This is a genomic window from Aerosakkonema sp. BLCC-F183 (assembly GCF_041929145.1).
Taxonomy (GTDB): domain Bacteria; phylum Cyanobacteriota; class Cyanobacteriia; order Cyanobacteriales; family Aerosakkonemataceae; genus Aerosakkonema.
Genome location: NZ_JBHFNU010000076.1, coordinates 1 through 15,957 on the forward strand (window position 1 = coordinate 1; position 15,957 = coordinate 15,957).

The 15,957-nt window shown below is 37.8% G+C and carries 10 protein-coding genes; 2 read left to right on the top strand and 8 right to left on the bottom strand.

Features of this window, described 5'->3' with window-relative positions:
• Positions 1–218 precede the first annotated feature (218 nt).
• The 8 genes from ACE1CD_RS23105 to ACE1CD_RS23140 all read right to left on the bottom strand — a co-directional run bounded on the left by ACE1CD_RS23105 (position 219) and on the right by ACE1CD_RS23140 (position 14,474).
• On the bottom strand, positions 219–395 hold the full coding sequence (locus ACE1CD_RS23105; RefSeq protein WP_374826370.1) for a hypothetical protein: 177 nt from the start codon (positions 393–395) through the stop codon (positions 219–221).
• A gap of 338 nt (positions 396–733) precedes the next feature.
• Entirely contained in the window at positions 734–1,498 is a 765-nt protein-coding gene (locus ACE1CD_RS23110) for a transposase family protein (protein ID WP_374794101.1), read from the bottom strand.
• 157 nt (positions 1,499–1,655) lie between these two features.
• On the bottom strand, positions 1,656–7,160 hold the full coding sequence (locus tag ACE1CD_RS23115; RefSeq protein WP_374794102.1) for an AAA family ATPase: 5,505 nt from the start codon (positions 7,158–7,160) through the stop codon (positions 1,656–1,658).
• Positions 7,161–7,439: 279 nt separating this feature from the next.
• Positions 7,440–8,837 carry a SagB family peptide dehydrogenase gene (locus ACE1CD_RS23120; RefSeq protein ID WP_374794103.1) on the bottom strand — a complete coding sequence of 466 codons (1,398 nt, stop codon included), beginning with the start codon at positions 8,835–8,837 and terminating at the stop codon, positions 7,440–7,442.
• A gap of 1 nt (position 8,838) precedes the next feature.
• Positions 8,839–9,996, bottom strand: a complete 1,158-nt coding sequence (locus ACE1CD_RS23125) for an amidohydrolase family protein (protein WP_374794104.1) — start codon at positions 9,994–9,996, stop codon at positions 8,839–8,841.
• 43 nt (positions 9,997–10,039) lie between these two features.
• A complete protein-coding gene (locus tag ACE1CD_RS23130; protein WP_374794105.1) occupies positions 10,040–12,295 on the bottom strand; it encodes a TOMM precursor leader peptide-binding protein in 2,256 nt (751 codons plus the stop codon).
• 14 nt (positions 12,296–12,309) lie between these two features.
• Positions 12,310–13,959 carry a flavin monoamine oxidase family protein gene (locus ACE1CD_RS23135; protein ID WP_374794106.1) on the bottom strand — a complete coding sequence of 550 codons (1,650 nt, stop codon included), beginning with the start codon at positions 13,957–13,959 and terminating at the stop codon, positions 12,310–12,312.
• Positions 13,960–14,147: 188 nt separating this feature from the next.
• Complete coding sequence (locus tag ACE1CD_RS23140; protein WP_374794108.1) at positions 14,148–14,474, bottom strand: hypothetical protein; 327 nt, start codon at positions 14,472–14,474, stop codon at positions 14,148–14,150.
• A 658-nt stretch (positions 14,475–15,132) separates the two neighbouring features.
• Here ACE1CD_RS23140 and ACE1CD_RS23145 point away from each other — a divergent pair.
• The gene (locus ACE1CD_RS23145) at positions 15,133–15,411 is read left to right on the top strand and encodes a hypothetical protein (RefSeq protein ID WP_374794109.1); all 279 of its coding nucleotides are present in this window, start codon (positions 15,133–15,135) and stop codon (positions 15,409–15,411) included.
• A gap of 145 nt (positions 15,412–15,556) precedes the next feature.
• Positions 15,557–15,957: hypothetical protein (locus ACE1CD_RS23150; protein ID WP_374826371.1), on the top strand; the 401-nt coding region annotated here is incomplete at its 3' end.

The following is a 15,957-nucleotide window of genomic DNA, read 5'->3' on the forward strand; positions in this document are numbered from 1 at the left end:
GCATTTATTCTGGTCTCAGTTGCATCTATTCTGGGTCAGTTGCATTTATTCTGGTTCCTTCCCCTTTTCAGTTGCACCATAATCTGGGTCTCAATCTCTCTTGATTGCAGGTCTCACTGTTTATGTTTGCGGGTCGCTACAGCTAGTTCGGCTAACGGTTGCAGTTCGGCAGGGCGATCATCGGACTGTGACACTTCGCTATTCGCCTCGCTGTCAGCTTAGGCGAGGAGTTCTTCTAATACCTGAATCGCCCCGCTAATCCGCGGCAGAGTTTCTCGCAAGTTGCATTGTTTTTCTTCATATTCTGCGAGGAGTTTTTGTCCCATTTCAAATTCTGTTTTGAGCGAGCGGAGGCGTTGGGAGAGTTTTTCTTTCATAATGATTATTGCTGACATAACCATTAGACATCTCCAAAAACTACCAAAGCCTCTCTAATATTGGTTTTTGACTACCTGCCCTTTAGGGGGCAGGTAGTCAAAAACCAACGGTTACATAGGGCTTTGACCGGGTTGCAGTCAAAATATGGCACATTCTTTAGCTAGTCTTATTTCATATTAAAATCCAAATATTAGGGTTTTTAGCTATTGAGAACTATCGCACCTATTCGCCATCTGATTAATCCGCATACAGCCAGAATTACTGGCTCATAACTTGTGGATTTTAACCGGAATCTTTCGGCAGCTACCCGAAAAGTTTTCACCAGTCTAATTAAGTGTTCTACCACTATTCTTTTTCAGGCTTTTTTTTGATTATCTTGTTTTTGTTCAACCGTCACACTTTTACTTCTAGTTTTCTTATGAGGGGTGTCAATCGCTGGTTCTCCTACATAAGCTTTATCCCCTTGAAATTTCTGATTATCATTTAACTCTGTCCGGCGTTCTCGCCAGAGTTTTATATCGCTGATTGCCCCAGGTTTTATTACTACTACATCCACTATTTCTTTGCCTGTAGGCATCACGATGAATTGGTTTTTAAATGTATGCTTTTTCTTCTTTCCTGAATAATACTTTTTTTGTTCTTGATACTCTGTTGGCCTTTCTCTCGGCTGCTCATAGCTATCCACTATTAATTCAAATTGACTTAATATTTCTTCAATCCATGCCCACTCTGAGTCGTTTTTTTTTACTTGTTCTACTAAGGACGCTGGCAACAGTTCTCTTAATATTCCGAGCCAGTAATGAAATATATAGTTGGCGGCTGATTCGCTGATGCCAAACTGAACTCCTAACATCTGGAATGTCGGCAAGTGATGTAGGTATACTAATGTGAGGAGAATCTGGTCTGTTACGTTTAATTTGGCTTGTCTTCCACCAACAGCTTTAATTATTCTTGTTTTCCTTTGTTCGATTGCTTTTTGTTTTTGATTATGTAAACTCTCAGCTTGACTGATTAACTCTATTAACCGTTCGTAATCTAAACCCACTAATCTTTGGGCTTCGGATGGGTGCTTTTCTATGTAATCTCTCAATTGGCTCATTTTTGGCAAGTAAAACTCCATTTTACCCTATGCGATCGCGTTTGAGTTAATATGTTGGAGATGTCTATTAGTGAGTAGAGATCGTCAAGATTTGAGAGTCACTAATAAGTAATAGGAGAGACAGGTTCGCTTGGTTCCAGAGTGGTCGCTCACCTGCACTACTCAAGTTTTATTTCAATTAGAATTGTCCGATGGGAATTTCAATCACGAATTCAGCCCCCTGACCCAGTTCTGAAATACACCTTAAGTTACCCCCATGTTTTTGTACAACTATTGAGTGAGAGATAGACAAACCTAAACCAGTTCCAGAGCCTACTGGTTTAGTGGTAAAAAAGGGATCGAAAACTTGTCTGACAACTTCGGCATTCATACCAGGTCCATTATCAATAATTCGGATAGCTACTTTGTTATCATCTATTACTTTTGTGCGAATACAAATATGAGGAGAAGCTTGCTCCATGATATTTAAAACTTTAGATTTTCCTTTTTCCTCTGGAATCGATGGCCGCTCATTAGTTACCTTTTTTTCTAAAGTCATCGAACCATCTAAAGCATCAATAGCGTTAGATATAATATTCATAAAAACTTGATTTAATTCTCCAGGATAGCACTCTACCAAAGGTAACTTACCGTATTCTTTAACTACTTGAATTCTAGGACGCTCACCTGTTTCTTTAAGGCGATGTTCTAAAATTAACAGAGTACTATCTATGCCAGAATGAATATCAATTCGCTTAATTCCATCTTGCTCGTGGCGGGCAAAGTTTTGCAAGCTGGCAACTATAATTCGGATACGCTCAGCTCCCACATTCATTGAAGATAAAATTTGGGGAAGATCTTCACACAGAAAAGTCAGATCAATAGCATCTATTTCCTCAATAATTTCTTGATTAGGATGGGGGTAAGCTTGCTGGTAGAGATCGACTAATCTTAACAGATCTTCCATATACTCTTTAGTATGAGTAATATTGCCATAGATAAAGTTGACAGGATTGTTAATTTCATGGGCAATTCCAGCAACCAATTGACCTAAACTAGACATTCTTTCAGCTTGAATTAGTTGGGTTTGGGTTTGTTGTAATTGTTTTAAAGTTTGGTGCAATTCCTCATTTTTTAATTGTAATTCTTGGGTTCTTTCTTCAACTTTAAACTCCAAATTGCGGTTGTAATCTTCTAATTTATGATTGGCTATTTCTAAATTGGTATAAAGAACCGAATTTTCCAAAGAAATAGCGGCTTGAGAAGCAAGAAGTTTTAAAACTTCTAACCTATTAGGAGTAAAAGCAGCGGTAGTTAAGTTATTTTCTAAATAAAGTAAACCTATAAATTTCCCTTGATTAATAATGGGCAAACACAAAACTGACAAGGGCTGATTTTGGATAATATAAGGTTCGCTTATAAATAGTTCCTCATTTCTAGCATCATTTAAAACTATACTTGACTGAGTTAATTGGACATAATTAAGTATACCTTTTGGCATAACCCGATCGATCTCTAGCGCAGGAAAGACCGACACAAGTATATCCTCTTCATCAAGTTCAGCAGAAGCTGCAATGACTAAGCTATCTTTTTGATTAAGGACGAGAAATCCTTTTTGAGCGCCAGCATTCGTGATGACAATATTCATTAATTTATTTAGTAGCTGACTTAAAACTATTTCATTAGAGATGCTAAGCGAAGCTTTCATTACAGCGGCTAAATCCAATACACCATCATTTTCTTTAACTGTACTAGCTGTGACTATACTGCTATCAATGGCGGCAGATTTTTGAGCGGTAATTCGGGAAAGTAAATCTGAATATTTGGACTCTAAATCTTTTACTTTAGCCGTTGCTCCCCAGCGAATATAGCTATAATAAGCTTCGGTTATATACGTTTGAGCAATTTTCTGGCGACCAATAGCTAAATAGAACTCTGCTGCTCGTTCATTGCCAATTGCCTCTTCTTGCGCGTATCCCTGTTCTCTAGCACCAATGATTGCTTTATCGTAAAGCTCCATAGCTTCTAAAACTTCTCCAGAAATCCGGGCTCTCTCAGCTTCCACTAAATCGTATTTATGCTGGAAGTTTAAGGGAGCATGAGTAGCCCACTCTTTCATTTTTTTCTGATTTGAGGTTATTTTTCTAAGAAATTGTTTTTTTTCTGTTTCGCTAGCATTAGGATAATGAGCTAAGAGAGCCAAAGAAAAGTAGAAGTTGTGTTCGGCAAAATAAAGTAACCCCAGCACAGCACTTGCATAAGGTTCAGCTAAATTAGAGTTTTCCACAGCCTGGGAATAATTATTAAACAAATAACAGGTAATAGTTTTAGATAAATAGACAACAAACAAGGAAGTAAAACTATTGTATTGAATAAAGATGGGCAACATTTCTGATTCTTTGAATGCCTCACCTTCCAAGCGCTCTACAAAATTAGATTTTCCCAGAAAATTTTGGACTAATTGTTGAGTTATTTTCAATCCAGACGTAAAATAATCTTGTTTTAATTTAGACATTAAGCCAATATACTGTTCATATTTATGATTAACTTCTTCCAAGAAATCTCCCATAAAAAGTATGTGAGTACAATAATTAATTGTAGCAATACCAGCAAACATTAGATCTCCCGTTTCAATGCCTATATAAATTGCTTCGCTCAAAGGCTCTATAGTGTTTATGACCGGTTCTTTCCAGTGACGAATATTAGCATTAAAGTTATTTAAAACTTTACATTTTGCTTGTTTTGCATTAAATTTATCTAACAGCTTTAATGCTAGCTCACCGTATCTATAACCAGAATCTATATCTCCTAAAACTCCACACAAAAGAAAAGCATAATTGGTATAAGCCATTGGAGCCCAAGCAGAATTACCATAGGTTTTACATAAATTAACTCTTGTAAAAACAAGAGATGGAAATAAACTCGGATTCGCTACGAAAGCAGCTATACTGACAGGATCTAATATTCGCAGAGCTGCAAGTTTATAAGGATCGCTTATTTCTGGTAATTCGCTCAAATCGTCAATAATCAAGCTTTCGGGTGGCTTCTCTTCTAAGGAAACATTCAGCATTGTTAGGACAGAGAGAGCAGTATCGACTGCCATTTGCATATGATTTTGAGCAAAATAAGACTGAATTTGTATTTCATAGACTTTAATTTTTTCCAAAAGAGTTTTGGCTTGTCCCAAAGCTACTTCAGCCAAAGTTTTTGATTTGTCAAAATTAGTGACGAGGTATTCTGCTTCCACTGCCTCTATATAAATAGCTAGTGTTAAGTTGTAATTATCTTGCCAACTATTAGTTGTTAACAGCCCTAAACTTACATTTAAATAATTGGCAGCCGCTTCATAAGCTGTTGCTGCTTTAGCTTTTTGTCCGGCTATTAAATTTAGGGAAGCAAGTTCATCTTTTTCTAACTGAATGGTAAGTAAGTCAGTACCAAAATTTAGTTGGTTGACCAAGGCAAAAATATTTTCTTTCTTTTCTTCAAACGTGGTATTATTTAACAATAATTGCCCAATTTTTAAATGGGTTGCTTTTTGTTCAGATTCGGGAATCAAAGAATAGGCAGCTTGCTGCACCCGGTCGTGCAAAAATTTATAAGAAATTTTTACTTGTGGGTTGGTAGCAAATGGTGTTCCAGGAGAAGCCAATTCTTCAAAACTACTAAATCCAGACGACTGACTGCCTAGTAACATAGGAATTTTATAAGTACTACTCAAGGGAAGAACTAAACCAGATTGAAGTGCATCCCAGAGAATAACTGCCGTATCGGTTGGTGATTTTTCATTAACAATAGCTAGAATATCTAAAGTAAATTGGTTGCCAATACAAGCGGCCTGTTTTAAAAGATTTTGAGTTACTAAAGGGAGTTTGGAGATATTTCTAGCTATCAATTCAACAACATTATAATCAGTAATCCCAATAGCCTGAATTTCTTGAATATTCCACTGCCAGCTACCACTACTTATATCATAAATTAACAAGTTTTCGGCATATAAAGTTTTAAGCAGTTGGGTCAAGAAGAAAGGATTACCTTGGGTTTTACTAAAAGCTAATTCTACTAATGGCTGAATCCGTAGCGTCTCTGCTGTTTCGTTAAGAGTGTCTGCAACCAGCAAGTTTACGTGGTTTATTGACAAAGGCCGAAGAGTAATATTATATATTACTCTTCCCAAATCAGAAAGTTTATCTATCGTTTGAATTAATATATGAGTTGGGTTGACTTCGTTATCTCGATAAGCGCCAATTATTAAAAAATATTGACTATCGGGATCTGTCATCAATAGTTGGATTAGTTTCAAAGATGCTGAATCTGCCCACTGTAAATCATCTAGAAAAACAACCAAAGGGTGTTCTGGCTGGCAAAAGACATGAATAAATTGCTGAAACACTCGATTAAATCTATTTTGGGATTCTGTTGGCCCTAGTTGAGGAATTTCTGGTTGTTTGCCAATAATTAGTTCGATTTCGGGTATAACGTTAGCAATTACTTGACCGTTTGGCCCAAGTGCATTTAATAATTTATTTTTCCAAACCGCTATATTTTGAGGATTTTCCGTTAACAGTTGACGAATTAAGTCTGAAAAAGCTTGAATTAAGGCTGTATAAGGGGTATTGCGCTTAAATTGATCGAATTTACCTGCAATAAAATATCCTCGCGATGCCACAATTGGCTTATGAACTTCATTAACTACTGAAGTTTTTCCAATTCCGGAATAACCGGAGACTAGCATCATCTCAGTTGCACCAACTTTAACTCGGTTAAAAGCATCCATTAGGTGAGCAAGTTCTGATTCTCGGCCATACAATTTTTGAGGAATTAAAAGTTGGTTTCCTTTATCGTGCGTACCAAGAACAAAATTTTCAATTTTCCCAGTAGTTTGTAGTTGCAATAGACAAGTTTCTAAGTCTGATTTTAGTCCAGCTGCACTTTGATATCTAGATTCAGCAGTCTTCGCTAAGAGTTTCATTATTATTAATGAGATAGGTTCGGGGATTTCAGTGTTTATGTAATGAGGTGGAGTGGGTAGTTTAGCAATATGGCAGTGAACTAATTCCATCAGATCGGTGGTAGTAAATGGTAATTGGAGAGTTAACATTTCATAGAAGGTAGCTCCTAAGCAATAAAAGTCAGAACGGTAATCAATAGAACGGTTCATTCTCCCTGTTTGTTCGGGTGACATATAGGCAAGCGTACCCTCTAATAACTGAGGGTTACTAAAACTAGGATTTTCTAAAGAAAGGCGAGATGCAATACTAAAATCAGAAATTTTTACAATACCTGTTTCAAGATTAACAATAATATTAGAGGGTTTAATATCTTTATGAATTATGGGAATTTTATGTAAATAGTTTAAGGTATCTACTAAAAAAATAGCTGTTTTTAGAAATTCTCTTATGGAAAGTTTTTGAAAAGTAAGTATATCTTTGAGAGAATGACCGCCAATATCCTCTAAAATTAAAGCAAGCCCGTTGTGATATTTTTCCAGGCTGTAAGATTTGATAATACCTTCGTACTGAAGATTATGAGTAATTGTATATTCTTGCCTCAAACGTGTAAGGTCTTCAAGAGTGGGATATTCCGCTCTAGGTATTTTAATTATAACGGGTGTTTCATCTCGTTCTTTAGTTCCTCGATAAACTATCGTTCTAGCGGTAGCTTGGATTTCTTCTGTGATTTTATACCCTGGTAATCTTAGCATTTTAGTTGGTTTCCTATATAAAGAATATCTCTAAAGGGATATTGACATAAAATTTACTAAGTGTCAATAAATTATTCCTTTTCCGCCAGAAGAATATCTATTGCGGGAGTGACTCAAAGGCGATCGGGCTAAGCAGCTAGGCGTAATAAAGTATAAGTAGAAATACTTAATTTTTTTTAGGTGAGTCGGGTATTTGCGCTCACGCCCTAAAAGTTAATAAAATGTAGCTTATAATACAAATTTTTCTAGCTCACTGAAAGTTGATTAACTGCCAAAAATTTAGTGTTGATAATCCTGCTCATCTATTTTTTTACTGCCCAATATGAATTCTCCTACTGAGGATTCGGCGTAATAATCTATTCCAGTTGCTAAGGCAAATAAATCTGAGTTACCGCCTCCAAGGGCACAAGGAGCTAAATTCATTCCGGTAGCAACTAGATACATAGTTTGCATCACAATACCTACGTGCTTTAATATCAGAGCATAAGCGATGGATTGATAGCTCCACATTACTCTAGCAAAGCGTGCAGTAATAACTATCAAAACTTGAGGATTACATTCCTCGCCAGTTGCCATTTCTGCTTCTTTTAAAAGCCTTATAACTGGAATATTTAATTCGCAAATCTTCCCTAGTTGATGGTTAATCGGACAGTAATGATATAACCCTGGTGGTACATCTTCACAATTATTGATGAGTGTATAAAATTCTAACTCGTAACTAGCTCCTCCACTAGGATAAGGTCGATTGCTATATTCCATATTTTCTTTAATAAATACTTCTTTCACTCGAACCGAACGGTAAAGAAACTCGCCTAGTTGCCTAGCGCTAATAGGTTTATTTGCATAACTCCTAAGAGATTTTCTCTCTTCAAGAATAAACGTAAAAGGAGAATCTATTTGTTTTAGATTTTCTAGCTCCGGTTGATAAAGATTAATTTGCTCATCATATAGGCTTTTTTTTATTGCATTTGTTGGCTTAATTTTACCCAAAAAACGATTGTTTTTACCGGATGGGGTGTCGTGCCGCCCGGTTCTACTTCTAGAATGAAACAAAAGATCGTGAAATTCCCAATGATTTAAAGCCTCGTTTTCTTCTTGATTTTGACAATATGCTTCTAATTCCAAGATAGCCTTATTACTTAATAAAATACCCAAAAAGATTTGTGTTATTTCTTCTGGTAGCCCTGGAATATTACCAGATATTTCGCTAGAATACTGAGGTCTAGCAAGCTCATGAATAATTACAACAGTTCGCCAATCATTCAAAATTATTTGCGAATGAGATAAAGGAGATTCTATAATTATTTGCTCCTTATCTCCGTGCAAATAAGCAAAACGAGAAAGCACATACTTTTTATCTGGATTAGGATTTTTAAATTGAAATTTATAATTTTCGCCATAAGGAATAACCTGAATTAACGGGATTTCATCTATATAAATAGTATGACATATTAGGCCAAGTGTGATAAATTGTTTTAGGTAGTAATGAAACTTAGTTAATCCAGGGAAGCCATCTTTTTCTAAAACTAAATCAGCTAATTTCTTTTCAGTATCGCCTGCCTCGCAAAGGATTCCAATAGCTGTTTGCAAGCCGGGAGAAAAAGAGCCTGTATACTTTTTCAATTGCTCAATAACAGAGATATTTTTCTTGAAAGAAAGGACAAAGGACGGAGGCATTTTAGTTTAATCCGTAAAAACGCATAGGGTTATCCCAAAGAATGTTTTGGACGGTTTTCTTCGGCAGCCGTTCACTTAACTCTACAGCTTGATTTACAACATCTGGTTGGTGGTCTATGTGGGGATAATCAGAACCAAAAATCAAGTTATCGGAGCCTATATATTGGATAATCTCATTAAGATAGGGTTCAGAAGGGTCGAGGGACACAAAGCACTGGCGACGAAAATATTCAGAAGGTTTCATCCTTACGTTATCTTTTACCTCCCAAGCTAAGTTTTTATACTCTACCTCATCCAACCGCCATAACCAATAAGGTAACCAGCCACAGCCTGCCTCCAAAAAACCGACTTTCAGTTTGGGGTAACGCTCTAAAACTCCCCCCTCAATTAATGCGAGCATTCCCATCATTTGTTCCATTGGATGAGAGCAAGCGTGCATAGCGAAGCGAGTATGAAATCGATCTGCTCCTGTAGAGGGTAAGCGACAGTGAGTTCCCTCATGAAGGCTAACAGCTATCTCCAGCCGTTCGCACTCAGCCCAGAATGACTCATACTCAGGATTGCTGAGTAGCCGCCCTTTGACGGGGTTTGGACGTAAAAAAACCGCTTTCCACCCAAATTTGGCAATTCGATGCAATTCTGGCACCATTTCTTGGGGAGCGTGTAGATTAATTGCCCCTACTCCTTTAAGAAGCTGTGTGTCATAACTGCAAAAGTCCCGCAGCCAGTTATTGTAAGCGCGAGTGAGTGCCCCAGCTAATTGAGGATTCATATTATCGATCGCCAGCAGCCACAGTCCAACTGTCGGGTAAAGAAATGAGATATCTGTTCCCATCTTCTTCATTGCCTTTACCTGAGACTCCGCATTGAAGTTACTGACTCCGTATCGAGTATAGAACTTAATTATTTGTTCGATTCCCTGGCTCCAGATGGGAGCGGGTATTTTGTAATAAATCTTTTCACCAGCAATTTTTATATCTTTCAAGGGGCTGGAAAAAAAATCAATTTTAATCGCTTGCTCTTGGGGGAGCCCTTTTTCTAATAGCTGCTCTTTATAGGGAGTAGCGCTTTTAAATTCAGGTTCTATATAGTTTTCCCAAATATCGATTGGTTCGATTACATGGCAATCCGCATCCACAATTTGATACTCTTTAAGCATGATTTATTTAGTGGTTATATTTAGGAGTAATGCACAAATTATTTCAGAAAAAAATTGGTATGGGATTTAGTTGATTTTCTGGTAATGGTTCTGGTAGCCAACCTAATTGAACTGGCACATCATAAAGTCGCCCCGGAGCTAATCTTTTCCAAAAGTGGCGCATTCCAGGAACAATAACTTTGACAACATTGAGTCCTATATCAGGACGTGTCTGATCTAGAACCAGCATTTCCATACCTTTTTTGTTAAGTATTTCTACACAGGTCATAACATCTTCTAGGAGATCGGTACTTTGTGACTGAGAATAGTCAGAACAAATCTTTGCAACGACGTTAGTATCAGCAACTAAGTAAGGCTGATTTTCTAAAGTTGCGGTTTTCCACCAGTTAACAGCTGCCTGTTCGTAAGATGGATATTCGGTACTTCCATCAGCGGCAACTGATGAAACAGCAGGAAGTGATTGATTTGTCTCAGTTAGTGCGCGAAGTATAGCTAGCTTAGGATCGAAGTGAGCGCCAAAACCAAATATGATATCTTCGGTTTCTTTATCGGTTCTCCTCGAAATAGCGACAAAAACGGGAATATTTAAATCGCTAGTAATATCTAAAACCCAGATTTGTCGGTTCAGTGTTTGGTAATAATTATTTAAATCTTGAAAATAGGGGTCATCAAAACTCTCTAAACTCACTAGCGGCCTCTTAATGCGGTTATACCACCACAAAGATGCACTATCTCGCTCGACCAACTCCATAAAACCTTGTAATATTGCTTCTTCGATCGTATTCCCAGCAGCATTTCCATTTGAGTCAGCCCAACAATCCGGGTTGGTAAGTTTTGGATAGCCGTAATAACAGTAAGCGGTTGGCAGGTACTTAAATACTTGATGAGTGATAGACCAAACTGGTGTCCACTCAATTTCTCTGGTTTCGTCAAATGGCTCTGGTACTTTTTGATTGAGATCGGATTTAGCATTCCATATTTGGCGGTTTTCGTATTGAGATTGACTGAAATTCATGCACATATTGGGATGGATTGCAGCATTTCCCATTTTTTGATAAGTACCTTTTTGTCTGATTTCATCTCCTTGAAAGACACCAGAATATCTCTCAATGGCTTCGCAGAGGCCACTAGCTTTTGCTTGGATATCTGTTTTGCCCTTACCAGCGCTTCTACCTCTGATGTTTTCCCGCAAAAAGTATAAATCATCAAACATCATAGCAAAATTATGCCCAGCAATATACGTATACGTAAAAGGATTTAAGGGTGGAGATATCTGCTTCAAGTTTCGGACAATTCCAGTAATAGGGCTTATGTGGTATTCATATTTTTTGACAGTTTCTTCCGGAGTAAAGCAACGATGTCCTCCATCTGTTGTAAAAGTTTTTTGCCGATTTTCCAAAACTATTGGCAAAGGTTTTCGGTTACAGTCGTGTTTGATATTTCCACAAAAAGGACATTGGGGGCGTCGAACTAAAACATGGTTTTCTATTTCTAAAGAAATTGTATCTAATGTAATTAAAATGCCTTCTAGGCGTTTATTATTTCCCTGAGCAATCCATTTGGCGATTTCAGTAGCTGCTATACTAAGCCCGGTTTGCAATGTGGAAGGGAAAATTGAAAGGGATGTTGGAAAAGGTGTTGAAGTATTTTTTCGCTGCTGGATAAACGTTGCAACGGGACGATTGGCTCGCAAACGTTGAGCTAGGCATTCCCAGCAACCAGTTTCGCCTGGTCGAAAAATTGGCCCAATCCAAATCGTCGTACCGACTGGTTTAACAAGCATCCAAGGCCGTCTAGACTGCAAAGCTTTTTGATTGCAAACAGCAAGGTCATCTTGGAGGTAATCATCTGTTAGTACAACTTCTATATCTCCTGGCTCCGAGACTCCGATGTTTAGCAATTTGAGCGCCAAAATAAATTGGTCTCTAGGAACAATTCCATAATTTCTTACTACCAGTTTAGTCTCTTGGAATCGAGTATAAACATCCTTTGTTTCAACATTTAAAATATCCCAAAATGCTCCTACTTCTGGTCGTATATAATCATCAGTTTCAATGATGTATCCTTTTTTTTGCATTAACATCAATCCATAGTAAACTTCAGCAGCAGATATTTTTGTATCCAGGATTTTAAGAATGTCATCAACACTATGATAACCATCTATTAAAGGAGCTAATAGCTGATAGAGACGCCCGCTAAGCAAAAAACTATTATTCTCCGATAGTAAAAACACACCTTCTGGTTCTACAATCTGGACATGGAAAGAACGTTTAAATTTTGGCCGTTTGATTATATTCATGTTACTTGAGGATGTTATGTTCCTAAATCATAATTATCAGGTAACCAGTCCGGACGTTCTAAATGAAAGTTCTCTTCTAACATCAACTCAGCACTATTGAGGGCTCCTTGTACCCAGCCTTGGAAATTGGAATAGCAATCGCCACAGATATAGACGTTAGTGCCTGGAACAGGGTGACGCATCTGTTTCATAACTTCCCACGGCTTACAATAAGGATTCCAAACGTGCCAACCACCACCATAAGGGTCTTTTGTCCAGTCCAAATAGAGAGCCACATACGGTTCTGGAATGTATTGCATACCATGCAGTGCTTTTAGCTGGTCCTGTACAGTTTGCACCATATGCTTTGACGCTACTAAAGGTTCAATATATAGAGAGCCATCTGCTTTTAAAAAAGAAGTTTTTAACGGTGCTATAGATCGGGTTTGAAACGCTGGACGCTTTTTTGGTTCGCTTGGATCGTATTCCATCGGTTTCCAAAAGCTAACCGCACGACTATCTGAAAAAATTGCCATCATTAATGAATTGAGATTTGTCGGGTCGCTGCCATGTTGTTCTCCCTCAGTACCAAAATAAAAGCACTGACGCATGGGTAGATCTGTGTTTGAAGCTCCAGTTCTTACACCTACAGTACGCCACCACGGATACTCGTAACCCAAGAAAAGTTTATATACCGGATCTGCGCTAACAGTTTGTATATTCTTTATAAATTGGGAGTTATTAAATAGGAAATTGTTTTGGTTATGTTGGCAAAGTAACTCAAGAGAACGCTTGGGCATGGCCAGTACTAAATGTTTGGCCAACACTGGTGAATGACTATTTTTATTTTCATCAATGAAATTCAGTTCTATTAGCTCACTACATTCGTGACGTTTAAATGTAGTTAAACGATGTTTGTAGTAAACTTCACCACCATACTGTTCAAATTCAGCTACTAAAGTTTTGGGGAGCTCCTGGTAACCATTTGCAATAGTTAACCACGGTTGCCCAGAATAAGAAAAAGACATATTAACTTCAATAGCTTGGGCAGCATTCCATTCACTAATTGATGAATAGTAATAACCTCCATTAAGGCAAAATTCATAAGCTTCATTACTAATAATTTTTAAAATTAATTCCCAAATACTAATATTATAAAGATATTGACCATCTACTTTTAATGATTCTCGCAATTGCTTCCATGTACTCGAAGTAAAAAAATTGACTGATAAATCTCCTGAGTTAGGTATAACATTTTTTACAACATAGTTAAATAATTCATTTGTAGTCATTCCCCGTTCGTTGATGCTTAAATTATATGGTAATTTAGAGGGGTCTTTAATATCCTTTAATCGCAGATGTTGGTTTCGTAAATACAGTAGATCGTTTTCTTCTCCATTAGAAAATTCAACTATCTTGAGTCCTAGCTTTTTGGCTAGTTCATATACAATTGCTTGCGACTGAGAAAATGCCATTCCCCCAAATTCAGCGTATATATTTGGCATATCAGGTACTGGTACGGATAATAAGCGACCTCCAATGCGATCGCTTAGTTCGTACAAACAAACTTTTAAATCTTTTTTAGACTTGGCTAACCGCCAAGCCGTGTAAGCTCCTGAAACACCACCGCCAATAATCGCTACATCTACTACTTGATTTTGGTTAATTGTTGAAGTATTGCTCATTGCTTTACCACTGAGTTGTAAATTTGGCAAATAAACTAACAGCCAGCAGAATATAAAGATTAGTATTATAGTTAATTACCAAATACTTTTAATTAAGCATTTGGTAATTTTTATTAGGTAGCTAAATGGAAATACAGATCCTATAGTTACCTAATTCACTTGTAATTCAGTTTCCCTCAGAGAAAAATCTAACAGCAAGAATTCCGAACAGATTGAGGAAACCCTAGATTAATCCAGCTACTTATTTCTTCATCTGTTACTTCTGTAGGTTTAGGAGGTAGGCATATTGTATAAACTGCATTCGTTAAATCAGGAGATGGTGAAATCCGCCAACCAGGTTCCGAAGATTCTTCTACTTGAACCTCTACTCCTTCGGGAATTAAAAGTCCTACTGATTCAAGGATGCCTTTAGGATCTGATATGAAACTTTCTTGAAAGGCTGAATCTAACCACGTCCGGGCAATAAGTTTGGACACTTGGTTACCAAAATCCTGCCATTCTTGTTGTAGTGGCATTGTTTTTCCTCTATGTTGGTATTATTTTGAGTGTATAGTTTACCAAACTAACGTAAATATTAGATTTTTTTTAGATTTTACAGCTTTATTATTTGGGCCGAGCGGCCTTTACCGCCCAAGCGCAGTTCGGAAAAACCTGAAGAGTTTTAAAAGATGGCTCTTGTGGATTTATGGGGAAAAATGTTTGTTGTGTTACAGTTGACTGCGATGGGTTACGGCACAGGAACTAAATTATCGATCAAAAGTACTGAAATTATCGCCCATGCCTAACCCGCCCTACGATTAGATAAGTTTGTATTATCAGCACAAAAACGGGAGAGCCGTCTGACAAAAGTAATCGACAGCGTATTAACTTTTGTTAAAGCTGGGCTGTAGCACCATCGAACCCACATTCTGCATCCTCAACTGTCACACATCAAGACAAAAGGATTGGAAGAGTACAAATGAACTAAGTTTGATGAGGAATGGCTGCTTGAATCTCTTCTTTGATGGAAGATGTCTCTATTTTATGCAAAAATAGCTTTTTTATCTCCGTAATTTCCGGTTGTGACAGTTGAGGGTGCAGAATGCGGGTTTTAAGTGCTGATTTTAGAATCCGCTCTCAATTTCTTCAGATATGTTAAAAAAATATAAAAAAGATGAATAAGACAAGTTATCCATGTCTGAAAAGAGCGATCGCACAAACATAAGTTCGTACTTTACCCAATACAGCCCGCTCGTCATCAGTAGGATTGTTTTGGGCCAAACCAAACTGTTTGAGCATCAGCAACAAGCATTACTGACGATGTTTGACAAAGCAGCTCGAGGTGAGTTAGACCCATCGCAGCGCAGCAGCAACGCTGGGGCGGGATACCTACTGATGGGAGTCGGGACTGGAAAAAGCATAATTATCGAGTGTCTGCCTTACATACTGGAGTTTAGACTAACCGCGCTTTAGGGCGCGGTTAGTCTAAACTCCGGTAGTTAAGTTTTACTGACCTCTTATATTGGCAATAAAAAAAGAGGTCGTACAAATGTACTAATGACACAGGTACGACCATTTGGTAGAAGCTTAAAGTTGTACCACCAACCAGCATCTACCTATGATTCAAGCTGACAAACTCAAAGCTTTTCGTCAAGCCGCTTATCAACATCTGACCAGAGCCAAAGATGCCACGTTTGAGTTAACAGACGCGATCCTGCTCACCCGCCATGCCTACAGTTTGGCAGACCTATCATTATGTCCAGTATTTCGACGTGCTTGGCCTAGTATTTACGAAGCCTTACAAGATTGTAGACCGCAACGCAATAAGTTGATGCGGCTGTACATTCAACAGATGCCAACCGATGTACGGCCAATCCTCGCAGGCGACCACACCAATTGGCCAAGGCCAGATGCTTACACACTACAAGAAAGAACTATTGAACACCAAGCAACTGCTGTGGATGGGAATCGACCGATTACCATCGGTCAGGGATATAGTACTATTGCTTGGATACCGGA

What these genes read in the sequence shown, in the direction of transcription:
- ACE1CD_RS23135 (WP_374794106.1), bottom strand. Translation starts at nt 13,959, where the DNA reads ATGAGCAATACTTCAACAATTAACCAAAATCAAGTAGTAGATGTAGCG.
- ACE1CD_RS23130 (WP_374794105.1), bottom strand. Translation starts at nt 12,295, where the DNA reads ATGAATATAATCAAACGGCCAAAATTTAAACGTTCTTTCCATGTCCAG.
- ACE1CD_RS23125 (WP_374794104.1), bottom strand. Translation starts at nt 9,996, where the DNA reads ATGCTTAAAGAGTATCAAATTGTGGATGCGGATTGCCATGTAATCGAA.
- ACE1CD_RS23145 (WP_374794109.1), top strand. Translation starts at nt 15,133, where the DNA reads ATGTCTGAAAAGAGCGATCGCACAAACATAAGTTCGTACTTTACCCAA.
- ACE1CD_RS23120 (WP_374794103.1), bottom strand. Translation starts at nt 8,837, where the DNA reads ATGCCTCCGTCCTTTGTCCTTTCTTTCAAGAAAAATATCTCTGTTATT.
- ACE1CD_RS23110 (WP_374794101.1), bottom strand. Translation starts at nt 1,498, where the DNA reads ATGGAGTTTTACTTGCCAAAAATGAGCCAATTGAGAGATTACATAGAA.
- ACE1CD_RS23115 (WP_374794102.1), bottom strand. Translation starts at nt 7,160, where the DNA reads ATGCTAAGATTACCAGGGTATAAAATCACAGAAGAAATCCAAGCTACC.
- ACE1CD_RS23140 (WP_374794108.1), bottom strand. Translation starts at nt 14,474, where the DNA reads ATGCCACTACAACAAGAATGGCAGGATTTTGGTAACCAAGTGTCCAAA.
- ACE1CD_RS23105 (WP_374826370.1), bottom strand. Translation starts at nt 395, where the DNA reads ATGTCAGCAATAATCATTATGAAAGAAAAACTCTCCCAACGCCTCCGC.